The organism is Thiorhodovibrio winogradskyi (assembly GCF_036208045.1).
Lineage (GTDB): Bacteria > Pseudomonadota > Gammaproteobacteria > Chromatiales > Chromatiaceae > Thiorhodovibrio > Thiorhodovibrio winogradskyi.
Map to the genome: position 1 here is coordinate 4,471,172 of NZ_CP121472.1, position 21,688 is coordinate 4,492,859.

The following is a 21,688-nucleotide window of genomic DNA, read 5'->3' on the forward strand; positions in this document are numbered from 1 at the left end:
GCCTGAGCCCTAGTCTGGACAGGCCAAAAACAGGATCAGGATGACACGGCCGTGCTGACTGCCCGGCCGTTTAAATCAATCGTATTCCTCAACCCACCCCCACCTTTGGCGCTTTCGAGCCCGCTGGCCGCGGGCTCGCAACGCAATGTCGGCGCGGCGCGGAAACCGGCATGGACGCCAACCTGGCATTTTTGCCAAAGGCCCAGCGATAACAGTCCCTTGCATAGGCCATGACCGGGATCACATAATCCCGCACCTCCGGCAGCCAGATGCGACCGGCAATGGGGAGAAATCCCATTCGGCCATAAAGGGATAGGGTCTGCAAACTCACCAGGGCCGTGATGTGACTGACCCCCCATGATCGCAACACCGCAGCCGTGGCTCGGTACAACTCGCGCGTCACCTGCCGCTTATGACGCCATTCTCTCCGCACCGCCAACATGCCCGCCGCCCCTACAATCGGCGCTTGTCCAAGTGCGACGGAAGACGGCAAGAGCAAGCCTTCCAGATACGGCTGATAGACAAAATGCTGATCAAGCGGCAGACCAAAACCAGTGTCGGCATTCACGCGGATACAGCCCACGGGCTCGGCATCATCCTGGACAAGAATATGCGCGACCTTGGGAATCCAGTCGTAGCGGTCCATAATGCGTTCACCCGGTAACAAATGCCCCCGATAGCGCCCTTCCTCCTCGACATAGACCTTTTCCCGTAGCCAGAGGATGTGATCCAAGTCCTGTTGCTGGCAAGCAACCTTAATATTGATAGTCATGTTTCTGGCGTAACAGTAAAAAACATTGCTGCAGTCTAAGCCAACCTAGGGTGGCTCGCAAAACAATACTCCAGCGGCTTCCGGCATGAAGCCAATCCAGCTCCCCTAGCGATCTTTATCCATGCTGTCCTATCAGCCAGGACCAGCAAGGGCTCCCCCACCCATCTCAAGCCTGGGACGGGTCGGTTATACTCTGCCCCATCAGTCACCCTTCATCTCCGGATCCCTTTCCCATTCAGCATGCTCGAGAAAAACTACAATCCCCTGCAGATCGAACAATCTTGGTATCAGCGCTGGGAGACCGCCGGCTATTTCGCCCCTCGCCGCAAACCTCATTCCGCAGCGGGCGCGGCACGCGAGACCGCAACTAATGCGCCCTACTGCATCATGATCCCGCCGCCCAATGTCACCGGCAGTTTGCACATGGGACATGGGTTCAATAACACCGTGATGGACACCTTGATTCGCTATCGGCGCATGACAGGTGAACAAACCCTGTGGCAGCCAGGCACGGATCACGCGGGTATCGCGACCCAGATGGTGGTCGAGCGCCAGCTCGAGGCCGAGGGCAAGACGCGGCATCACCTGGGGCGCGAGGCCTTCATTCAGCGGGTGTGGGACTGGAAGGCTGAGTCCGGCGGGCAGATTACACGGCAACTGCGCCGGCTCGGTTCCTCGCTTGATTGGGCGCATGAGCGCTTCACCATGGACGAGGGCCTGTCGACAGCCGTGCGCGAGGTGTTCGTGCGTCTGTTCGAGGAAGGCCTGATTTATCGCGGCAAGCGGCTGGTCAACTGGGATCCCATCCTGCACACGGCGGTGTCCGACTTGGAGGTGCTGTCGGAGGAGGAATCCGGGCATCTATGGGATATCCGCTACCCAATGACCAATGGCACCGGCAGTCTGACGGTGTCCACCACCCGTCCGGAGACGCTGCTGGGTGACTGCGCGGTGGCGGTTAATCCCGAGGACGAGCGCTACCGGCATCTGATCGGCGAGTTCGTCGAGCTGCCGCTGACCGGGCGGCGCATTCCAGTCATCGCCGATCCGCACGCCGATCCGGAAATGGGTACAGGATGTGTCAAGATTACCCCGGCACACGACTTCAACGACCACGAGGTCTGGCTGCGCCATCGCGACGAGAGCGCCATCGCTGACCAACCTCACGGCGGCCTGATCAATGTGCTGACCGCCAGCGCCGCCATTCGCGCCAACACGCCCGAGGAAGGCGCGCTGATTCCAGACGCCTACGTCGGCCTTGATCGCTACGCGGCGCGCAAGCGGATTCTCGCCGATCTCGAGGCGGCCGGTCTGCTCGCCGCCACCCATGAGCACAAGCTCATGGTTCCACGCGGTGATCGCTCAAGCGCGGTGATCGAACCCTTCCTGACTGACCAATGGTATGTGCGCGTTGCTCCGCTGGCCGAGCCAGCCATTCGCGCGGTCGAGGTTGGAGACATCCGTTTTTATCCAGACAACTGGAAGAACACCTATTTTGACTGGATGCGCAACATCCAGGACTGGTGTATCAGCCGCCAGATCTGGTGGGGTCACCGCATCCCGGCCTGGTACGACGCCGAGGGCAATATTTACGTCGGCCGCGATGAGGCCGAGGTGCGCGCGCGCCACCAACTCCCCGCCGATTTGCAACTGACCCAGGATCCGGACGTGCTCGATACCTGGTTCAGCTCCGCGCTCTGGCCCTTCTCGACCCTGGGTTGGCCGGAGCAAACCGAGCGACTGCGCACCTTCTACCCCACGGCGGTGCTGATCACCGGCTTCGACATCATTTTCTTCTGGGTGGCGCGGATGATCATGATGGGGCTGAAATTCATGGACGCCGTGCCCTTCCGCGATGTTTATATCCATGGCCTGGTGCGCGACGCCCATGGCCACAAGATGTCCAAGTCCAAAGGCAATGTACTGGACCCCATTGACCTGATTGACGGCATTGAGCTTGAGCCCCTAGTCGCGAAACGCACCCGTGGGCTGATGCAGACCCACATCGCCGAGAAGATCGCCAAGCAAACCCGCAAGGACTATCCCCAGGGCATTCCCAGCTTCGGCACCGATGCGCTGCGCTTCACCTTCGCCGTGCTGGCCTCGACCGGGCGGGATATTAAGTTCGACCTCGGGCGCATCGAGGGCTATCGCAACTTCTGCAACAAGCTATGGAATGCCGCGCGCTTCATTCTGATGAACACTGACGGGCAGGACTGCGGCACCGCCAACGAAGCCGTCGAACTGAGCGCCGCCGACCGCTGGATTCGCGCGCGGCTCAATACCACCATCGGACAGGTGCGCGAGGCGCTGGACCATTATCGGCTCGATCTAGCCGCCCAGGCGCTTTATGAGTTTACCTGGAATCATTTCTGCGACTGGTATCTGGAACTCTGCAAGCCGGTGTTGAACAACCCCGAGGCAAGCCCGGAGAGCCTGCGCGGCACCCGTCAGACGCTGGTGCGCACCCTGGAGGCGCTACTGCGGCTGATGCACCCCATCATGCCCTTCATCACCGAGGAAATCTGGCAGAAGGTCCATGAGTCCGCTGGCCAGCCAGGCGACACCATCATGCTTGCGCCCTGCCCCGTCGCGGACTCCAGCCTGGCCGACGCGGACGCCGATTCCGAGGTCGACTGGTTACAGGCCTTCATCCTCGGCATGCGCCGCATCAAGGGCGAGATGAATATTCCACCGGGCAAGCCACTGCCGGTTCTCATTGCCAATGCCAGCGCCCAGGATCGCGCGCGCATTGACTCCACCCGGGCCTATCTGGACTTTCTTGCCAGGACTGAGTCCATTACCCTACTCGATGATGAACGCCAGGCGCCCGAGGCTGCCATGGCGCTGGTCGGTGAGATGAAAATCCTCATCCCCATGGCCGGACTCATCGACAAGGACGCCGAGCTGGCAAGATTGGAGAAGGACATTGCACGTTTGGAGGCCGATCTCAAGCGCGTCGGCGCCAAATTGGACAATCCCAGCTTTCGCGACAAGGCCCCGGCCGCCGTGGTGGAAAAGGAGCGCAAGCGCCATGACGAGCAGCAAGCCGCGTTGGAACAACTCAGCGACCAACGTGAGCGCATCAGCCGGCTGTGAGTTTAAGCCATTATCAGCTCGAAGCCCAAATCAACCCGGCTAACAGCGGACAAACACCCATCAGGTCATTGCGCTTCTGACAAAGCTTCGCCGAATCCCGACTGAGCGCATCCGGGATTCCTATTAGTTAGAAAAAACCAGTTTCGTCATTCAATACCAGTCAGTCTTGCCGCGGCAACATCACCAGGATCAATCGTGGATCTACCCAAACGACCGACGAATCCGAAAGGCACCCGCGCCCTTTCAACCATCACCATTGTCGATTCACTCGCCGAGATCACCCGCTACCAGGACAGGGAACTGCTCGAACGCAGCCTGGCCATCACCCTCTCGGAGCTGTTCCCGTCGGAGACCTTTCGGCTGTTCCAGATCGTCATGGTCGAGGACAGAATCAAGGCCGCCCTGGTCGCCTATGCCCGAGATGGCGTCATCGTCTCCGAGTTGAATCAGGATCAGTGCCAGCTCTCCGAGCCCCTGCTGGAAGCCGTTGCCGAGGCCATCGACAGCCGCACAGTGGTTGAGCTACCCGACCAGCGTGCCGGCATCACCCAGATTGTTTACCCGCTGTACGACAAACGCGACGATGTCTACGGTGTCTTGCTCCAGCTCACCCCCGAGCCCGGCTTCAACAACCAACGCCTGACTTACGGGCTGTTGCGCATCTACTCAAACTATCTTGCCCTGCTCGACGACAGCCACCGCGACCGCCTGACCAATCTGCTCAATCGCGAGACGCTCGACACCGAAATCACCAAACGCATTATTGCCCATGCCGGCAGCAGGGGGCCCGAGCACGCCAAGCGCCGCAACGCGGACAAGACCCGCGCCTGGCTGACCCTGGTGGACATCGATTACTTCAAGCGCATCAACGACGGCTGGGGCCATCTCTACGGCGACGAGGTCTTGATCCTGCTCGCGCGCCTGCTCGAGAAAATCTTCCGCCAAGAGGATCTGCTCTTCCGCTATGGCGGCGAGGAGTTCGTCGTCCTCTTCCAGGCGCCTGGGCCGGACATTGCCCAGAGCATCTGCGAACGCGCGCGCAAGACCATCGCGGAGCACATCTTTCCTACCGTCGGCTCGGTCACTGTCAGCATCGGGGCCACCGAAATCCGCGATCAGGACGGTGTTTCCATGGTCATCGACGAAGCCGACAAAGCGCTCTACTACGCCAAGGAACACGGCCGCGACCAGGTGCGCTTTTACTCGGACCTGATCAACTCAGGACTCATTGACACCAAAACGCGCGCCAACGGTGGAGGCGTGGACTTTTTCTAATCCAGCACCTGGCAATACCCAAGCTGGTTAAAACGCCTGATACATTAGGCGCGCCCAGGCGTTATCAGGAAACCCTCTGATAGTAGAGATTTTGCGGGTGCTGAGCCTCGGCGAAGAAGTACCAGCGCTCGGCAACCAGGCCGAGATATTGAATCAGGAACGCCAGAATAGGCAGGTTGGGCGATTTGGTGACATAGGCCAGACCAATCAGCAACACAGGCACGGGAAAGACCAGCACCATGAACAGCGACCGGACCATTGTCAGGGTTCGCGGCCCCCTGTGATGAAAGAACTCCCGCGTGTTGAAAGAGCCAGCTGAGAAGCCCTGGGATGTCTGGGCAATACCTTGATGACGCACGCCGATGGCGGTTTTGAGGTTGCTGCGGTATTTAATCCGACGATTGCGCAGCAGGGAGGCGCCGCGCGACAGGAAGGCAATGGCGGTGAAAATCACCGCCCAGGTGCCAAAGAAGGTGACCAGGTCATTGCCAAGGAAGGCCGAGTAAGCCGCCGCCAGCATGAAGCCAGAGGCCAGGCCAAAGAAGGTAAAGTTAAACACCGTCAGCGGCGAGGCCCATTCCTGCAGGAATTTCACGCTGGCGTAAATCATGGCGGTAGCGACAAAAAGCGCGAAGGCCACCAAGGCACCGAAGACACCAACCAGCAGGCTGGCATCGACCGGCAGCGCATCCTCGCCGGCCACCACAAAGGGTTGGGTCCAGCCCATCCAGTGGATCAGACCAAAGGTCGCCACCAGCACCATGAGCAAGGGCAGCACTATGACCTCGCGCGACAACCAGGAGGTGCGCCATTTAGTCGCCGTGCGCCAGGCCCGCTCCGGTCGCCCGAGGTGGAAGAAGGAGGAAACAAGCCCAGTCAGCAACAGGGCGAAAGCAATCAGGCTACCAAAGAGATAATAGTCGGAACTCTGTGCCTCGATCAGATGAATGCGCGAATACACCTGTCCGGTGACGAGCGCCAAAAACAACCCCTGACCGGCACCGAGCAGGGTAGTGAGAAAAATCACGGAAAAGGCAGGATGCATGGTCTTTCACGAACTCTTGTAATCGGTGGTCGGTGAGCGGTGATCGGTGGCCTGGCGCATACGCGCTACCAGGTCACATCCTCGAGGGTTTCCTCGCCGTGGTAAACGGTTAGGTCTTCCTTCTTCAGCGGATTATCGACGCGCTGGAGGTCATCCTCGGTGATGTGCATGCGGTTCTTCTGTCGCGGCAGATAGTGGTTCGCCGGCTGCGTCCCCCACTCCGGCATCAGCGCATAGCCGCCGCGCTCGCGAATGGCGATTGACACCTCGGAATCCGGATCATGCACATCGCCATAGAGGCGCGCGCTGGTCGGACAAGCCAGCACGCAAGCGGGCTTGCGCTCGGCTTCTGGCAGGGATTGGTCGGTGATGCGATCAATGCACAGAGTGCATTTTTTCATCACCTTCTGCTGGGCATCGAGTTCTCGCACGCCATAAGGACAGGCCCAGGAGCAGTATTTACAGCCGATGCATTTGTCGTAATCGACCAGCACCACGCCGTTGTCCTCGCGCTTGTAGGACGCACCTGTTGGGCACACCGGCACGCAGGGCGGATCCTCGCAATGCAGGCAGCTCTTGGGAAAATGGACAGTCTCGGTATTGGGATAGCTGCCCACCTCGAAGGTCTGCACCCGGTTGAAAAAGGTGCCGGTGGGATCGGCGTCATAGGGATTCTCATCCACCATGGGCCCGGCCCAGCCCGAGGTGTTCCACTGCTTGCACGAGGTCACGCAGGCATGACAGCCCACACAGACATTCAGATCGATTACCAGGGCGAGTTGAGTCATCGCTGTACCCTAAGATGCAGCACGCCTAAAGCGGCGTACCTGACACGGAAGCACCCCGGGGGCCAACACCCCCTTGGCGCCAAATCATGATGGATCGGCATCGCGAGCGCGTGTGGCTATTTCTTGCCGAAGACGCCAGCCACATAGGCCTGCCAGCGCCCGCGCGGGCGGGTCAACTGCCCGGGCAGGGCTTTCATCGGCGTGAACTGCGGCTCGGTGATCTTTTTGCTGGTCGGTTCCGCCGGGTAGATACGCACCCGGGTGTCGAACCAGGCCGCTTGCCCGGTGAGCGGATCGGAGTTTGACAGCACCTGACCGCCATCCTGGGACACCACCGGCAGCTCCTCGCCAATGACATGATTGAGCAGGAACCCCTTCTTGGACTCATCGGCATTGGCGCTCAGCCCCCAGGCCCCGGCACCCTTGCCGATGGCGTTCCAGGTCCAGACGGTGCCCGGCTCGACGGCCTCGGAATAGCGGCACATGCACTTGACGCGGTTGAGATGGGACTCGACCCAGATCCAGTCGCCGTCCTTGATGCCCTGGGCAATGGCCACCTTGGGATTCACGAACAGATAATTGTGGCTGTGAATTTGCCGCAACCAGGCGTTCTGGCTGTCCCAACTGTGATACATGGCCATCGGTCGCTGGGTCAGGGCCGTGAGCGGATAGCGGTTTTTATCCACTCGCTGCGCCTCCAAGGGCTCATAGTAGAAGGGCAAGGGGTCAAAAAAGGTCTCGATGCGCTCGCGATAGCGCTCTGGCGGGCGGCGTCCGGGCCATTTCCCCTGAGCCGCGGCGCGGAAACGTTGCAGAACCTCGGAATGGATATGAATCAGAATCGGCTCGGCCCACTTGGTCATGCCATGAGCACGCGCCCAGTGCAGATAGCCCTTGTTCCAGTTGCGCATGTACTGGTAACTGCGCGGTAACTCGTAGTGGAAAAAGCAGTGATTGGCGGCATACTGCTCCCACTGGTTGGGATTGGGCTCGCCTTTCATCGCCTTGTCGCCAAACTTGCCACGGAAACCAGCCAGAAACCCAATGCCGGAACCCGGCGAGGTCTCATAATTGACCACGAAATCCGGGTAGTTGCGGAACTTGGGCGTCCCGTCGTCGTTGGTGAAGGCCGGCAAGCCAAGGCGCGCGCCCAGTTCAATGAGCACATCCTGGAAGGGCCGGCACTCGCCCTTGGGCGGCAGCACGGGCAGGCGCACGGCATCGACCGGGCCGTCAAACTCGGAGATCGGCCGGTCGAGCATAGAGAGCACATCGTGGCGCTCCAGATAGGTAGTATCGGGCAGCACCAGATCGGCAAAGGCGACCGTCTCGGATGAATAGGTGTCGCACACCACCAGGAAGGGGATTTTGTACTCGCCGTTCTCATGCCGGTCGACCAGCATCTTGCGCGCTTCGACCGTGTTCATCGACGAGTTCCACGCCATGTTGGCCATGAAGAGGAAGAGGGTGTCGATGGGATAGGGGTCGCCGCGCCAGGCGTTGGTGATGACATTGTGCATCAAGCCATGCGCCGCCAGCGGGTATTCCCAGGAGAAGGCTTTGTCGAGTCGCACCGGCTCGCCCTCGGCATCGACGAACAAATCCTCCGGCTTGGCTGGCCAGCCGAGCGGCAGGCCGTCGAGCGGGGTATTCGGCTGCACGGCGTCCGGGCTGTTCGGTGGCTTGGGGCAGGGCGGAATCGGTTTGGGAAAAGGCGCCTTGTGGCGAAAGCCGCCCGGGCGGTCGATGGTGCCCAGCACCGTCATGAGAATGCTCAGCGCGCGGATGGTCTGGAAGCCATTCGAGTGCGCCGCCAGGCCGCGCATGGCGTGGAAGGCCACAGGGTTGCCGGTGACCGAGGCATGCTCGTTGTCCCAGGCATCGGTCCAGCTGATCGGCAGCTCGATTTTGTGGTCGCGCGCCATGATGCCCATTTCATGGGACAGGCGACGAATGGTCTCGGCCGGGATGCCGGTAATGCCAGAGGCCCATTCCACCGTGTGCGGCTCAACCCGCTCCTTGAGCAACTGAAAGGAGGTCTTGACTGGAGTGCCGTCCTTCATGGTGAAGGCACCGAGCAGGCGCGGGTCGGCGCCCTTGGTGTGAGAGAGCACCTCGCCGCTGTTGCGATCCCACCAGAACTTGTCCTGCGGATCGGTACAGCCGCGGGTGACATCAATGGAGGTATCGCGGTAGAACATGGCGTGATCGTCACGCTCGGGATCATCAATCACCAGCTCGGCGGCGTTGGTGTATTGGATGAGGAAATCCCGGTCGAACAGGCCGGTCTTGAGAATCTCGTTGATCAGCGCCAGAAAGAGCGCGCCGTCGGTGCCGGGTTTGATTGGCACCCACTCGTCGGCGATGGCCGCGTAGCCGGAGCGCACCGGGTTGATGGCGATAAAGCGCCCGCCCTGGCGTTTGAACTTGGACAGCTCCTTTTTGAGCGGGTTGGAGTGATGATCCTCGGCCGTGCCGATCATGACAAACAGCTTGGCGTGATCAAGATCCGGCCCGCCGAACTCCCAGAAGGAGCCGCCGATGGAGTAGATCATGCCGGTGGCCATGTTGACCGAGCAGAAGCCGCCGTGGGCGGCATAATTCGGCGTGCCAAACTGCTTGGCGAACATGCCGGTGAGCGCCTGCATCTGATCGCGCCCGGTGAAAAGCGCGAACTGCTTGGGGTCTTCCGCGCGCAGTCGCCCGAGGCGCTCGGTCAGCATGCTCATGGCCTGGTCCCAGGAGATTTCCTCGAACTGGGACTCGCCACGCTTGGCATTGGCCTTGCGCCGCAGCGGCTTGGTCAGACGCGCCGGGGAGACCTGCTTCATGATGCCCGAGGAGCCCTTGGCACAGAGAATGCCTTGGTTCAGCGGATGATCCGGATTGCCCTCAATGTAGCGCACCTCGCCATCGCGCAGATGAACGCGAATACCACAACGGCAGGCACACATGTAGCAGGTGGTTTCCTTGACTTCGTGGTGGCCGATGGACTGATCGGAACGAGAGGCGGGATCGTGCATGGAGGGAACCCCTGAAGGCGGCTGCCGGGTAAATTAGCAAAGCCTGACATTCTACTCGGCCCAGGCGACTGGTTACAAACCGCAATCTCCTAGGGTTTTTTGATTGGGGCTTCGGCCCGAGGTCATTCAGCCAAGCCGTCTGCATCTGAAAGACGCCGCGACTAGATCAATGAATCCGCGATTGATCGATCTCCTTATGGTCGATACAACCGTGTCATGGGCGCACAAAAAATGGGGCGCACAAAAAAGGGCCTTGCGGCCCTTTTTTGTGCGGGAGTGTGGTGAGAATGCGTTAGCGCATGTCAGCCGGCAGCCAGGCTGAAACGCGAGCGCGCTCTTCGCTCACATCAATGTCGAAATGCTGGTTGAGAACATCCAACGCCTCGTCAAGGTCGGAGCAGCCCCAGTCGTCCATGACGACATGATTGTCGCAATCCTCGACGTGATAGCAGTGCTCGGGATCGACGGCGTCGTAACGCAGGCGGAATCCGGAGCCCGCGGGTTGGTTCCACTTGTAGCGGATCACTTCGTTTTGTTCGTCGTACATGTTGATCTCTTGAATTCGGTCAGTGGCGTGATGCTTGGTGGGCACTTGAGGATTGCCTTGTACTTTTTTCCCGAACGGCTCCCGAATGGACTGCCTGAGGTCAGTCGCGAAAACCCGCGCTCTAAATGATGCAGTTTGACGCGCCTAATACACAGACCCAATCGAACACAAGCAGCATTAGCGTCAGATTGTTTCCATCAAAGTCATTTGGCGATCTAGGGAAAACCCGATTCGGGCAAGCCCCAAGTGGCGAAACCGACAATGTTGCATCGAGGTAACATCTCGATCTCATGCCTTCAGTTTAGACCGGATCAGCAAGCTTGACAACCGGGAAAAAGATCGAACTGCGAAGAAAATCTCAGTCAGGACGCTAGCCGATGACCAGCTCAGACAAAAACTGACAGCCGCGGGAAAAAAGTGACAGCTTTTTGCTAAAAAGCGACAGTCAGCTGGCACGGGCGCCACCACTCCAGTCAATGCCTCCGACCCGCCGCATACGCGGCGATGATCAGCGGACCAGCTTGAGCGGATCACCGGGGTCCACGCCTTCCATGAACGGGATACGTCTGTCGTTGTGTGTCACCCGGTAGATCAGTCCCATCCAGTTGCCGACCACGCCCTCGGCGCTGTCGTGCCAAGTGTTGTCAAGTCCGGCCGCGATGCGCGCCTCTGGAAACTCAGGTGGCGAGCGGCCACGATCCAGATAACGATCAACCAGATCGCGCTGCTCGCGCAGGATAGCCTTGGCCTTGAGGTTGAAAAAATGCTCGGGGAAAGGCGGATAGTCCTTGCGCGCGCCACTGATGTAACGCCCCACCTCGCGTTTGTATTCCTTGAGCAGGGAGATAAGATCGTATTCCGGGTGGCCCTGGAACATCACCAGCCGGAAGCCATCCTCGCTCACAGCCAGATGCACGCCGGCCTCCGGACTTTCGACCAACACCCGGCAGCCGGCGGCCTCGAACTGCGCGCGGCTGATCTCATTAAAGCGGGAATGCGGCACGTCAAACAGCGTATTGACCGAGCTGACCAGCGGGTGGGCGCGCTCGACCACCCGGTGCGCATAGACACCCCAGCATTTCTCCGGCAGACGCTGACGGCGCTGACCGTGGCGGAATTGCATCACCGCATGGGTCGCCAGGCAGGAGCAGAGGCTGGAGGTCACATGCGCGCCCGCCCAGTCCATCACCTCGATCAGGGGCCCCCAGAAGGGCTCGTCGGCCAGGTTGGGCCCGGTGACATTGGCGCCGGTGACAATCAGGGCATCAAGGCCCTCTGTTTTCAGCTGACTGAAGGGCTCGTAGTAGCGTTCAATGTAGGCCGCCGCCTCGCTGGAGCGCTTGAGTCCGTCGAGCGTGAAGGGGTGGACATAGAACTGCGCGATCTGATTGCTCTGGCCAATCAGGCGCAGAAACTGGCGTTCGGTCGCGCGCAGGGCGGCGTCCGGCATCATGTTGAGCAGGCCGATGTGCAGCTCGCGAATATCCTGCACGACAGCATGTTCGGCTGGCAGGATGTTCTGGCCTTCTTCGCGCAGGCGCTCGAAGGCCGGCAGATCGTTGTGGGCAACCAGGGGCATGGGCGGGCACCTCAGTTGTCGAGTGGTTCGGGGTCGGTATCCGGCTGGACCGGCGGCTGGACCGGCTTGCGGGCAATGGCGGTGGCGAGCAGCTCGATAAAGTCGGGCTCATCGCGCACCTGAGCGACCTCCTTGGAACTCACGCTATAGCCATGCGGCCGGGCGATGGCCTCGTAGCGCGGCACCCGCGAGTGGAACAGCCGCGGGAAGACCCAGCGGGTGAAGTCATTGGGGTCGATATCGGCGACATACTCGAGGCCATGCTCGGCGAGATAGTCCTTGACCGCCGAGAGTAGGAAATCCGGGCGAAAATACAGCGGCTTGGGATCGGCCTGGGCGCGTTCGATCAGCTTGATCTCGTCTTCCCGTGGCACCTGAATGTAGAGAATCAGCGTATGACGCGCCAGCAACTCAATGATCTCGGGCTCGTCGAGTTCACACAGGCTGCCGCCGACATCGTTGACGAAGTGCTGATAGCCGTAGATTTCCCGCGCCTTGTCGATAAAGCTAGGCACATCCTGCATGGCTTGGATTTCGGCCGCGCGATAAAGCGCCTGACGACGGGTGAATTCCTTCAGCCCCATGCCGCCTTTTTCTGGATCGCCTAGCTGGCCAACGAAGCTTAGCACCGGCCCCAGATCGGTGATCTTGATGTTGTTCTTGATCGCGATCCAGTCGCGCCGCAGCAGATCGCGCAAAAAGGGCACCTGCATGGCCTGGCTTTTGATCAGATCCAGAATGGGCTCGTCGAGATAGCGCGTGCCGATGCGGTAGTCGCCCGAGTAGTGAAACCAGTCATTGCGGCGCAGCAGGGCGGAGAGATAGGTCTTGCCAACGCCGGACATGCCGAGCAGGGTCACCCGCCGGTTGGGCCATTGGCGGAAGGATTCCGGGGTAAATTTCACGTCGAGAGTCTCGGTGGAAGAGAGTGGTCAGGGGTCAGGGGTCAGGGGTCAGGGGTCAGGGGTCAGGGGTCAGGGGTCAGTCCGGGTTGCGGGCGGTCTGTTTTTCTTCCAGCAGCGCCCAGCGTTCGTAGCATCGGGTTAGCTCCTGGGCGACGGCATCCAGGCGCGCGCTGGCTTCGGCGGCGAGGGTCTGGGCATCACCGCGCTGATAGAGCGCCGGATCGGCGAGCGCTTGTTCCAGCGCCTGCTGCTCCTGCTCCAGTGCCTCGATTTGGGCTGGCAGGGCGTCAAGTTCACGCTGATCCTTATAGCCCAGTTTGGTTGGCGCGCGCTTGGCCGGTTCCTTGCCCGGGGCCTTGGACGCGGCCGCGGGCTTGTCCGCCGATTGCCCCGTGGCCGCCGCGGGCGGCGCCGGACGTTGGCGCAGCCAGTCCTGATAGCCGCCGACGTACTCGACCACCCGCCCTGGGGCCTCGAACACCAGGCTGGAGGTGACCAGATTGTCGAGCAGCTCGCGGTCGTGACTGACGATCAGCAGGGTGCCGTCGAAGGCATACAGACGTTCCTCAAGCAGCTCCAGGGTTTCGGCGTCCAGATCGTTGGTTGGCTCGTCGAGCACCAGCAGATTGGCCGGCAAGGTAAAGAGCTTGGCCAGCAGTAGGCGGTTGCGCTCGCCGCCGGACAAGGCTGACACCGGCTGACGGGCGCGCTCGGGCTCGAACAAAAAATCCTTGAGGTAACCGAGCACATGCTGGCTGCCGCCGGCAATCTCGATGCGCTCGCGCCCGCCGGCAAGGTTGTCGCAGACGCTTAAATTCGGATCGAGCTGGGCGCGCAGTTGGTCGAAATAAGCTACCTGCAGCCGCGTGCCGCGACGAATGGTCCCGCTGTCGGGTTCCAGCTCGCCAAGCAGCAATTTCAGCAAGGTGGTCTTGCCGACGCCATTGGGGCCGATCAGACCAACGCGGTCGCCGCGCAAAATGGTGGTATCCAGCCCGGTGACGATGGGCCGGTCCCCAAAGGCGAAGCATAGATCCTGGGTCTCGACCACCAGACGCCCACTGCGCTCGCCGCTGTCGATGCGCAGGCGCGCCTGGCCGCCGCGCTCGCGTCTTTGCTGGCGCTCCTGACGCAGGGCTTCCAGCGCCCGAACCCGGCCTTCGTTACGGGTGCGTCGCGCTTGCACGCCCTGGCGAATCCAGACTTCCTCGGCGGCAAGCTTTTTATCAAAACGCGCGCGTTCCAGATCCTCGGCGTGCCAGCGCTCCTCGCGTCGGCGCAGATAGTTGGCGTAATCGCCCGGCCAATCGGTCAGTCGACCACGGTCGAGTTCCAGAATGCGCGTGGCCAGTCGCCTGAGAAAACGCCGGTCATGGGTGATGAACAAAAGCGCGCCGCGATAGCTCAGCAGGAAGTCTTCCAGCCATTCGATGGCCTCGATATCCAGATGATTGGTGGGCTCGTCGAGCAACAGCAGGTCCGGCTCGCGCACCAGCGCCTGGGCCAGCAGCACCCGCCGCCGCCAACCTCCGGAGAGGTCGCCGTAGCGCGCCTCGGCATCCAGCCCCAGACGGGTGATGACCCGCTCGGCGCGCTGCTCCAGCTCCCAGCCACCTTCGGCCTCCAGCCGCTGTTGAATGGCCGCCAGGCGTTCCATCTCGCCACTGCTCGCGCCATGGCCAACCCGCTGGCTGAGGCGATGGTATTCCCCGGCCAGAGTACCCAAATCGCCCAAGCCGGCGGCGACTAACTCCAGCACGGTTTCAGCCCCGCCGGGCGGTGCCTCCTGCGCCAGGCGCGCGACCCGCTGCCCGGGTGCCAGGCGCATCTCGCCGCCATCGGGCTGGATGTCGCCGGCGATAATACGCATGAGGGTGGATTTGCCCGCGCCATTGCGTCCGAGCAAGCAAACGCGCTCAGCCTTGTCGATATCGAGATCGACACCAGCGAGCAACGGCTCGGCGCCATAGGCCAGGGACAGGGCACGCAGGGATAAAATGGGCATAAGCGTCGGTCAGAGCAGTCTTGGGCGGCGGCTTCCGCGCATTCGGGACAATCCGTCATGATAGCGCAGGATGACGCCCATGCCCGACTACAGCGGGGGCGAAAATCCGGTACACTTCCGCACAAGCGCCCGGCAGGCCAGACAGCCATCGCCAAATTGCAATGACAGGACGCATTGCCAGTCTCGCCCTGGCACCTGATCCAGCATCAGCATCCAAACACCCGCATTCACTATCACCACAGGGGCCGTGATCCGCATGAGCAAGCCCATCACCTTTCACGAAGCCTGGACCGGCGAGGCCGACTGCCGCAACTGCGCCCTGCGCCAGTCGGTCCTCTTCGCCGGCCTGCAGGAAAAAGATTTCGAGACCATTCACGAGCCGATTGAGCAGTCCAGCCTCAAACCCGGCACCACCCTCTACCAGACCAATGACCAGGGCGAATTCATGTTCACCGTGCGCTCGGGTGCGCTCAAGCTGGTCCAGTATCTGCCCGACGGCAGCCAGCGCATTGTGCGCATCGTGCGCGCCACCGATGTCCTTGGGCTGGAGGCACTGCTCGGCGAGGGCTACCAGCACGACGCCATCGCCTTGCAGCCGACCGAACTCTGCCGCTTCCCGACCCGCACGGTGCAGCAACTCGCACAGGACAACCCCAGCCTGCATCGTGAACTCATGGCGCGCTGGCAGCATGCCCTGAATGAAGCCGACGCCTGGCTGACAGAACTCTCCACCGGCTCCGCGCGGCAGCGCGTCGCCCGCCTGCTGCTACGTCTGGTGCGTGATCGCGAATCGAGCGAGTGCCAGCTCTTTAGCCGGGAGGACATGGGCGCCATGCTCGGCATCACCACCGAGACCGCCAGCCGCACCATTGCCGGCTTCAAGCGCGAAAGCCTGATCGTCGAGTCGCGTCCCAACAACTTCCTGCTCGACATCGCCAATCTGCGCCGCATTGCCGAGGATTGAATCACCACCTGAAGTATTGCGCCTTTTCAATGCGACCACCGGATTCGGAGATTACCCTGCCGCCAACCTTGATGCTCGCGCATCCCAGCTCCCTCCGCATCCAGCGTCGATGATTCCATGACCACGCCTGCCGCTACAACCGCCGCGCCCGAACCCCGCCTCAAACACTTCCCGGTCGCCTTCTTCGCCATCGTCATGGGCCTGACCGGCGTCTCCATTGCCTGGCACAAGGCGCAGAGCACCTTTGGCATCACCATCGACATGGCCGGCGGCCTGCTGTGGGTCGCCATCGGCGTCTTCGCCCTGGCAGTGGCGCTGTATCTGACCAAGCTGGCGCGCTTCCCCCAGGCCGTGATCAAGGAAATCGGCAATCCGGTGCAGCTCAATTTTTTCCCGACCATCTCCATCAGCCTGCTGCTGCTCGGCATCGCCTTGCTGACCACGGCTCCCGCGGTGGCCGAAGTGCTGTGGATGCTCGGCACGGCCCTGCATCTGCTGCTCACCATTTATGTGATGAGCGTGTGGATGCACCACGACCATTTCGAGATTCATCACATCAACCCGGCCTGGTTTATTCCCATTGTCGGCAATGTGCTGGTCCCCATCGCTGGCGTCCCTCTGGGGTATGGCGAGCTGTCCTGGTTCTTTTTCAGCATCGGCCTGCTGTTCTGGCTGGTGATGCTGACCATCATCATCTACCGCATGCTCTTTCATCACCCGCTGCCAGAACGCCTGATGCCGACCTTCTTCATCCTGATCGCGCCACCGGCGGTCGGCTTCATCGCCTACGCGCGCCTGAGCGGCCTCATGGCAATGGGCCCAACAATGGTCACGGACATGGCCGGCCCGGATGCCTTCGCGCGCATCCTCTACTACAGCGGGCTCTTCCTCACTCTGCTGCTGGCGACCCAAATCGGGCGCTTCCTGCGCATTCAGTTCTACCTGTCCTGGTGGGCCTACTCCTTCCCACTCGCGGCCATCACCATTGCCACCTTAATGATGTACGAACTCACCGGACTGCGGGCCTTTGCCATCATTGGCTGGATTTTGCTCGCGGCTGTCACACTGGTGGTGCTTTTTTTGCTATTTCGCACCGCGCAGGCCATTGGCGCCAAGCAGATCTGCATGCCGCACGTCTGAACACCCCTGTAACGGCTTTCAACTTACAACCACTCAAATAGCCACGGGCTGCCGCGACCTTCTGCCGGCAGCAGGACGCATACATGCGATGAAACATCAGCTATTATTCGAGAAATATCCGCTGTTCGTCATGGAAATCGGCCGCGATGAGACTGACTTCGACTCGGTCGACGCCATCTGCGACCACCTGCGCGAGCGCATCGACGCACACCGCTGCGCCCAATTCATCGCTGTGTTCGATCACTACGCCCACACTTGCGCCCTGCCGGAAGGCCATGTCGATGACGACATCAGGGCCGCCAAGAACGTGATCTTTTGCTTTGGCATCGCCCTCCCCTGCCCCGAGGCCCTGGCCGTGCGCCCGCGCTCCATCGGCGTGGCCGAAACCTCGCGCGGCTTTATGATCAGCTTCATGGAAACCCCCATGCCCATCGCCAACACCGCCATGGAAGACTGGGCAGAAGGACTGCGCCATACCCAGTCCGACAACAGCAGCGCCAACAGCCAGCAGGCCGCCTGATGCGCATCGCCGTCAGCAGCCAGAACTTCCGCACCATCACCAGCCACGCCGGCAAAAGCCGCCGCTTTATGCTGTTCGACATCGGCCCCGACAGCGGCATCACCGAGCGTGAGCGCCTAGATCTGCCCAAAGGCCAAAGCCTGCACGACACCCAGGGGCCAGATCACCCGCTGTTCGAGCGCGGCCTCACCCACCTACTCACCGGCGGCGCCGGCGAACGCTTCATCGAGCGCATGGCCGCCCGGGGGATTGAGGTCATACAGACCAGCGAGCCCGAGATCGATAAAGCACTCAATGCGCTAGCCGCTGGTAAGACCCTGCCACCCGCCGCGCCGCACGAGCACTGAGCCGCGCCCGCCATCGGCCTGACGGGAGACAGATGACACTCAACGCCTCGCGGTTTCTGGCTCCCGAGCAACGGATGCCGCGATTCGACCCCACCGCGGACGACGCGGCACTGCTGCGAGCGCTCATGAGTTCCATCCGCCAGACGACAGGCTCGCCGGACCCAGCACCTAAAGCAGTCGCCCCCCCAGATGAGCTGGATGCGCTCTTTGCCAACTCAAGCTTTCCCAAAGGCCATGGCCGGCTCACCCTGGTGCTCTACGCGCCCGGTCACAGCCGCATTATTGTCAGCCGTGGTCCCAGCAAAAACGGGGCACCGTCCTTTGCCGAAGCCTTTGGGCGACTCCTGCGACATCCCCGAGTCCCGGCGCTGGCGGCCCTGGATTTTCGGCTGCAAATCGACTTCACAACCTCGGCGTCGCGCCCTGTCGACATCTACCGCGTCGGCATGGCCCAACAAGGCGAGCGTCATTTCGAGATTGGCCTGGACGGCTTGCTGTTCAAAGACAGTCAGGGTAAGGCGCAGATCTTCCTGCCCGGAGACGCTTACGTTCGCTCCATCATGGGCATGGGCCAACTACGCGATTATCTGCGCCTGACGCACAGCGAGGAACATCTGCGCGGCACCCAGTTCGCGTGCTTTCAAACCCAAAGCTATCTGGCCTCGGGCGAGCGCTGGCTGCGACTCTATCGCGGATACCCTCTGGTCGGCCCCCTCACCAAAGACAAGGTCGCGCACGCGCTGAGCCTGGCCATTGATCACATCAAACACACGCAACAGCCCGACGGACGTTTTCTTTATTATTACGACGCGGCACGTGATTCCCGCCGCGATCATGAACACCCCAAACGCGACCCGGATAAAAACCCTTTCTACAATATCCTCAGACACGCCGGCGGCGGACTCACCTGCATTTATCACGAGAAGTACAACAAAACCGGCGACACCCTGCCCAACATTGCGCGCGCGCTCGACTTCCTGGTCGCCAGCACAAAGTTTGCCGAGTACAAAGGCCAAACCGGCGCTTTTATCTATAGCGAAAAAAAGGCCAAGCTCGGCGGTACCGGCGTCGCGCTCTATCTTGCCAGCGAATACCAACTGCTCACCGGCGATACTCGTTATGAACACTGGTGCCATCAACTCGCCTGGCACCTGCTGCACCAAATCACTGAGACTGGCGAGTTCATTTACTACAACATCTATCTCGACCGCCCCATCACGCCCGAGGAAAACCACAAGTACTTTTCCTTCTATTATCCGGGCGAGGCCGTCTGTGGTCTGGCCAAGTATCTGCACCTAGCCGCGCCGGATCAGCGCGAATCGTTTTTTAACGGGCTACGCAAGGCCTTGCACTACCTGCTGATGGTCCGCCCGCACGAGCGCGCCAAGGAATACACCCTCGTCCCATCTGATTCCTGGCTGATGATGGGCATTATGGAGCTGTGGGATTTCCCGCAACTGCGCAATGCCGCCTATGCCGACTTTGTCTTTGCCGACGCACGCAAAATGATAGGTCAGCTCTACACTGTCAAAGATGCGCCCTACCCCGACTACGCCGGCGCCTTTTACTACAGATTCGGCGATTATCCCTATGCCGATGGCGCCCGCTGCGAAGGGCTGCTTGGCGCTTACGAACTCGCCGTCAAAATGGGCGAGGACACACTCGCCAGCGACCTCTGGAGCGCCATCCAACTCGCCGCCTGGTCGGTCATGCACCTGGTCAACACCAAGGACGCCATCTACGCCGCCCCCAACCCAAAGCTAGCCCTTGGCGGTATCCGCTTTAAATACACCAGACAATGGTTCCGCATCGACACCATCCAGCACGTAGCCTGCTTTTACGCCAAGATGCTGCGACATTGGCCGGCCGAGCCAAACTCGATTAGATGCTGACTTGGCCAAAAATCACCTAGAAAAGCGCAGGCAATCGATTCCAACCGCGAATACGCACCCCCAGACCTTCCATGGCCTCCTGACCGCCATAGATAAGGTCCGAGTAGATCTTGCGCAGTGCTTCGGTCACAAAGGTGTCGGGGGAGATGACCATCCGCTCCAGGTCGAGATCGGCCAAAATATGCAAAATCCCCCAGCATGTCCCCACCGCTTATCACAAAATCATGCTAGCCTTTCAAAAAACTCAAACCCTTGCCTGACAGAACGCAGAGGCTCGATATGACTCAAAGCTACACGGCGAGATACACCAAAATCGCTTCTGGATACCTTGGCCAACTCATCGAGTGGCCCGAGGTTCTGACCGAAGGCGCCAGCTTGGAGGAGTGCCGTCAATTGCTTCGAGATGCGCTAAACGAGATGGTTTTGGCTTATCAAGCACTCGGCAAGGAGACGCCCAGCAGCAACAGCTTACTGGAACAAGTTCCCGTGGAGATCGTTGATGTCGGTGAAGCGGCGTGACCTTGTTCGGTATTTAGAGTCCAAGGGTTTCTATCTTTTGCGTGAAGGTGCCAATCATTCCATCTATTCAGATGGCGTCAGAGTAATCCCGGTGAAGAGACATCGGCAACTCGATCGAATCACGGCAAACGAGCTGTGCAAGCAAGCCGGGCTCGATCCGAAATATTGACAACCTATCGACCCAATAACAATAACCAGTGCCGCATCATCATCAAGCTCGCGAAATAGCTTTGTTACATCAATGCAAAACCTCGTCGAGACTGCGCGCATCAATGGCTCGATCAAACCAAATGAGCAGGGTGTTTGAATCGGCTTCGGTGATTCGGGTCAGGATGGGCTCGCTGGGCGGGCCGAATTTGCGCTCGATCAGACGCAGCAGCGACCGCGCTTGCCCGCGCTCCTCTCCGCGCTGTTCACCTTGGGCAATGTAGCGATCAATAAAGGTTTCCATCAGCGGCTCTCCAGGAAAAGTCTGTTCAATCAGGGTGCGCGCTTGGCGCTCATCAAGGCGACCGGTTCCTTGGACATAGTAACGCAGCAAGGATTCGAGGATGTCTAGCGCGGTGGCGTCGCGCCCAACTTTGGCGATCAGCCCAAGCAGTTCCCGCAAGCGCTCCTCGGGCTGGTCAGAGTAGATATGGCGCAGCGCGAGTTGAACCAGCCGGGACAACACCCCGCCCTTGATATCGGTGGCGCTTCTGGCTGAGATGTCGTGCAGCGCATAGCCAAATTGCGGCACATAGGGCTTGATGGACTCGGGTAACGGGTCGATTAGGTCGTGGAAATGCGCCGGGGCACGCCATTGTTGCTGGCCGTGATACAGCACCAAGGGATAAATGGGCGGCAGGCGCTTGGCCTTGGGGTTCTGGTCGCGATACAGCTCGCCGCTGGCGACCATGTAGCGCAGCAGTTGCAGCAGTACCCAATGCTCTGGCTGACTTTTGTGCTCAAACAGCAGATACACCGACAAGGTGGTACTACCGCGATAGGGAATCTGGTAGATCAGGTCCGAGTAGATCTTGCGCAGTGCCTCGGTCACAAAGGTGTCAGGGGAGATGACCAATCGCTCCAGGTCGAGATCGGCGAGCAAGGCCGGCGGCAGCGTCTGCCCAAGGAAGTCACGCGCGATGACCGGTCGCACGAAGTTCTCGCGGAAAAAGCAATCATGCGGCGTGGGGGTGGTGGTCATATCCCTTGATCAAAACGGAGTCGATCTCTGCATTGCCTAAGGATGCCTGGAAACAATTTGGGCTTGATCATAACCCGGG

At 60.5% G+C, this 21,688-nt stretch carries 19 protein-coding genes; 9 read left to right on the forward strand and 10 right to left on the reverse strand.

Annotated features, from left to right (window positions below):
• Positions 1–88: 88 nt before the first annotated feature.
• Positions 89–772, reverse strand: coding sequence for a GNAT family N-acetyltransferase (locus Thiowin_RS20590; protein ID WP_328984840.1), 684 nt, complete (start codon positions 770–772; stop codon positions 89–91).
• A 240-nt stretch (positions 773–1,012) separates the two neighbouring features.
• Here Thiowin_RS20590 and Thiowin_RS20595 point away from each other — a divergent pair, with 240 nt between their 5' ends.
• Together Thiowin_RS20595 and Thiowin_RS20600 are read left to right on the forward strand one after the other, a co-directional pair.
• A complete protein-coding gene (locus Thiowin_RS20595) occupies positions 1,013–3,871 on the forward strand; it encodes a valine--tRNA ligase (RefSeq protein WP_328984841.1) in 2,859 nt (952 codons plus the stop codon).
• A 195-nt stretch (positions 3,872–4,066) separates the two neighbouring features.
• A complete protein-coding gene (locus tag Thiowin_RS20600; RefSeq protein WP_328984842.1) occupies positions 4,067–5,146 on the forward strand; it encodes a GGDEF domain-containing protein in 1,080 nt (359 codons plus the stop codon).
• 64 nt (positions 5,147–5,210) lie between these two features.
• Here Thiowin_RS20600 and Thiowin_RS20605 read toward each other — a convergent pair whose 3' ends face one another.
• The 7 genes from Thiowin_RS20605 to Thiowin_RS20635 all read right to left on the reverse strand — a co-directional run bounded on the left by Thiowin_RS20605 (position 5,211) and on the right by Thiowin_RS20635 (position 15,038).
• Positions 5,211–6,191 carry a dimethyl sulfoxide reductase anchor subunit family protein gene (locus Thiowin_RS20605; RefSeq protein WP_328984843.1) on the reverse strand — a complete coding sequence of 327 codons (981 nt, stop codon included), beginning with the start codon at positions 6,189–6,191 and terminating at the stop codon, positions 5,211–5,213.
• Between the two features lie 65 nt (positions 6,192–6,256).
• Positions 6,257–6,979, reverse strand: a complete 723-nt coding sequence (gene soeB / locus Thiowin_RS20610; RefSeq protein ID WP_328984844.1) for a sulfite dehydrogenase subunit SoeB — start codon at positions 6,977–6,979, stop codon at positions 6,257–6,259.
• Positions 6,980–7,095: 116 nt separating this feature from the next.
• Positions 7,096–10,002, reverse strand: a complete 2,907-nt coding sequence (soeA, locus tag Thiowin_RS20615; RefSeq protein ID WP_328984845.1) for a sulfite dehydrogenase subunit SoeA — start codon at positions 10,000–10,002, stop codon at positions 7,096–7,098.
• A gap of 292 nt (positions 10,003–10,294) precedes the next feature.
• A complete protein-coding gene (locus tag Thiowin_RS20620) occupies positions 10,295–10,549 on the reverse strand; it encodes a hypothetical protein (RefSeq protein ID WP_328984846.1) in 255 nt (84 codons plus the stop codon).
• Between the two features lie 508 nt (positions 10,550–11,057).
• Positions 11,058–12,128: a homoserine O-succinyltransferase MetA gene (gene metA / locus Thiowin_RS20625; protein WP_328984847.1), complete on the reverse strand. Its 1,071-nt coding sequence runs from the start codon at positions 12,126–12,128 to the stop codon at positions 11,058–11,060.
• Between the two features lie 11 nt (positions 12,129–12,139).
• Positions 12,140–13,033 (reverse strand): ATPase, encoded by an 894-nt coding sequence (locus tag Thiowin_RS20630; protein ID WP_328984848.1) that lies wholly within the window; start codon positions 13,031–13,033, stop codon positions 12,140–12,142.
• A gap of 76 nt (positions 13,034–13,109) precedes the next feature.
• A complete protein-coding gene (locus Thiowin_RS20635; RefSeq protein WP_328984849.1) occupies positions 13,110–15,038 on the reverse strand; it encodes an ATP-binding cassette domain-containing protein in 1,929 nt (642 codons plus the stop codon).
• A 256-nt stretch (positions 15,039–15,294) separates the two neighbouring features.
• Between Thiowin_RS20635 and Thiowin_RS20640 the strand changes: the two genes are divergently transcribed.
• From Thiowin_RS20640 to Thiowin_RS20660, 5 genes are all read left to right on the forward strand, one after another.
• Positions 15,295–16,002, forward strand: a complete 708-nt coding sequence (locus Thiowin_RS20640; protein WP_328984850.1) for a Crp/Fnr family transcriptional regulator — start codon at positions 15,295–15,297, stop codon at positions 16,000–16,002.
• Positions 16,003–16,119: 117 nt separating this feature from the next.
• On the forward strand, positions 16,120–17,142 hold the full coding sequence (locus Thiowin_RS20645) for an SLAC1 anion channel family protein (RefSeq protein ID WP_328984851.1): 1,023 nt from the start codon (positions 16,120–16,122) through the stop codon (positions 17,140–17,142).
• Positions 17,143–17,230: 88 nt separating this feature from the next.
• The gene (locus Thiowin_RS20650; RefSeq protein WP_328984852.1) at positions 17,231–17,662 is read left to right on the forward strand and encodes a DUF6858 family protein; all 432 of its coding nucleotides are present in this window, start codon (positions 17,231–17,233) and stop codon (positions 17,660–17,662) included.
• The gene (locus Thiowin_RS20655; protein ID WP_328984853.1) at positions 17,662–18,009 is read left to right on the forward strand and encodes a NifB/NifX family molybdenum-iron cluster-binding protein; all 348 of its coding nucleotides are present in this window, start codon (positions 17,662–17,664) and stop codon (positions 18,007–18,009) included. Before Thiowin_RS20650 ends, Thiowin_RS20655 begins: the two co-directional genes overlap by 1 nt.
• Before the next feature lie 32 nt (positions 18,010–18,041).
• On the forward strand, positions 18,042–19,901 hold the full coding sequence (locus Thiowin_RS20660) for a hypothetical protein (protein ID WP_328984854.1): 1,860 nt from the start codon (positions 18,042–18,044) through the stop codon (positions 19,899–19,901).
• 16 nt (positions 19,902–19,917) lie between these two features.
• Here the strand turns inward: Thiowin_RS20660 and Thiowin_RS20665 are convergent, their stop codons facing one another.
• Entirely contained in the window at positions 19,918–20,079 is a 162-nt protein-coding gene (locus Thiowin_RS20665) for a hypothetical protein (RefSeq protein WP_328984855.1), read from the reverse strand.
• Positions 20,080–20,180: 101 nt separating this feature from the next.
• On the opposite strand from Thiowin_RS20665, the gene Thiowin_RS20670 reads away from it, so the two are divergent.
• A complete protein-coding gene (locus tag Thiowin_RS20670) occupies positions 20,181–20,420 on the forward strand; it encodes a type II toxin-antitoxin system HicB family antitoxin (RefSeq protein WP_328984856.1) in 240 nt (79 codons plus the stop codon).
• Positions 20,401–20,589 (forward strand): type II toxin-antitoxin system HicA family toxin, encoded by a 189-nt coding sequence (locus tag Thiowin_RS25480; RefSeq protein WP_408034112.1) that lies wholly within the window; start codon positions 20,401–20,403, stop codon positions 20,587–20,589. The genes Thiowin_RS20670 and Thiowin_RS25480 overlap by 20 nt, the downstream gene beginning before the upstream one ends.
• 69 nt (positions 20,590–20,658) lie before the next feature.
• Here the strand turns inward: Thiowin_RS25480 and Thiowin_RS20675 are convergent, their stop codons facing one another.
• On the reverse strand, positions 20,659–21,609 hold the full coding sequence (locus Thiowin_RS20675; protein ID WP_328984857.1) for an Rpn family recombination-promoting nuclease/putative transposase: 951 nt from the start codon (positions 21,607–21,609) through the stop codon (positions 20,659–20,661).
• Positions 21,610–21,688: the final 79 nt, after the last annotated feature.

What these genes read in the sequence shown, in the direction of transcription:
- Thiowin_RS20595 (WP_328984841.1), top strand. Translation starts at nt 1,013, where the DNA reads ATGCTCGAGAAAAACTACAATCCCCTGCAGATCGAACAATCTTGGTAT.
- Thiowin_RS20655 (WP_328984853.1), top strand. Translation starts at nt 17,662, where the DNA reads ATGCGCATCGCCGTCAGCAGCCAGAACTTCCGCACCATCACCAGCCAC.
- Thiowin_RS20640 (WP_328984850.1), top strand. Translation starts at nt 15,295, where the DNA reads ATGAGCAAGCCCATCACCTTTCACGAAGCCTGGACCGGCGAGGCCGAC.
- Thiowin_RS20620 (WP_328984846.1), bottom strand. Translation starts at nt 10,549, where the DNA reads ATGTACGACGAACAAAACGAAGTGATCCGCTACAAGTGGAACCAACCC.
- Thiowin_RS20635 (WP_328984849.1), bottom strand. Translation starts at nt 15,038, where the DNA reads ATGCCCATTTTATCCCTGCGTGCCCTGTCCCTGGCCTATGGCGCCGAG.
- metA (WP_328984847.1), bottom strand. Translation starts at nt 12,128, where the DNA reads ATGCCCCTGGTTGCCCACAACGATCTGCCGGCCTTCGAGCGCCTGCGC.
- soeB (WP_328984844.1), bottom strand. Translation starts at nt 6,979, where the DNA reads ATGACTCAACTCGCCCTGGTAATCGATCTGAATGTCTGTGTGGGCTGT.
- Thiowin_RS20675 (WP_328984857.1), bottom strand. Translation starts at nt 21,609, where the DNA reads ATGACCACCACCCCCACGCCGCATGATTGCTTTTTCCGCGAGAACTTC.
- Thiowin_RS20645 (WP_328984851.1), top strand. Translation starts at nt 16,120, where the DNA reads ATGACCACGCCTGCCGCTACAACCGCCGCGCCCGAACCCCGCCTCAAA.
- soeA (WP_328984845.1), bottom strand. Translation starts at nt 10,002, where the DNA reads ATGCACGATCCCGCCTCTCGTTCCGATCAGTCCATCGGCCACCACGAA.
- Thiowin_RS25480 (WP_408034112.1), top strand. Translation starts at nt 20,401, where the DNA reads ATGTCGGTGAAGCGGCGTGACCTTGTTCGGTATTTAGAGTCCAAGGGT.
- Thiowin_RS20605 (WP_328984843.1), bottom strand. Translation starts at nt 6,191, where the DNA reads ATGCATCCTGCCTTTTCCGTGATTTTTCTCACTACCCTGCTCGGTGCC.
- Thiowin_RS20670 (WP_328984856.1), top strand. Translation starts at nt 20,181, where the DNA reads ATGACTCAAAGCTACACGGCGAGATACACCAAAATCGCTTCTGGATAC.
- Thiowin_RS20650 (WP_328984852.1), top strand. Translation starts at nt 17,231, where the DNA reads ATGAAACATCAGCTATTATTCGAGAAATATCCGCTGTTCGTCATGGAA.
- Thiowin_RS20660 (WP_328984854.1), top strand. Translation starts at nt 18,042, where the DNA reads ATGACACTCAACGCCTCGCGGTTTCTGGCTCCCGAGCAACGGATGCCG.
- Thiowin_RS20590 (WP_328984840.1), bottom strand. Translation starts at nt 772, where the DNA reads ATGACTATCAATATTAAGGTTGCTTGCCAGCAACAGGACTTGGATCAC.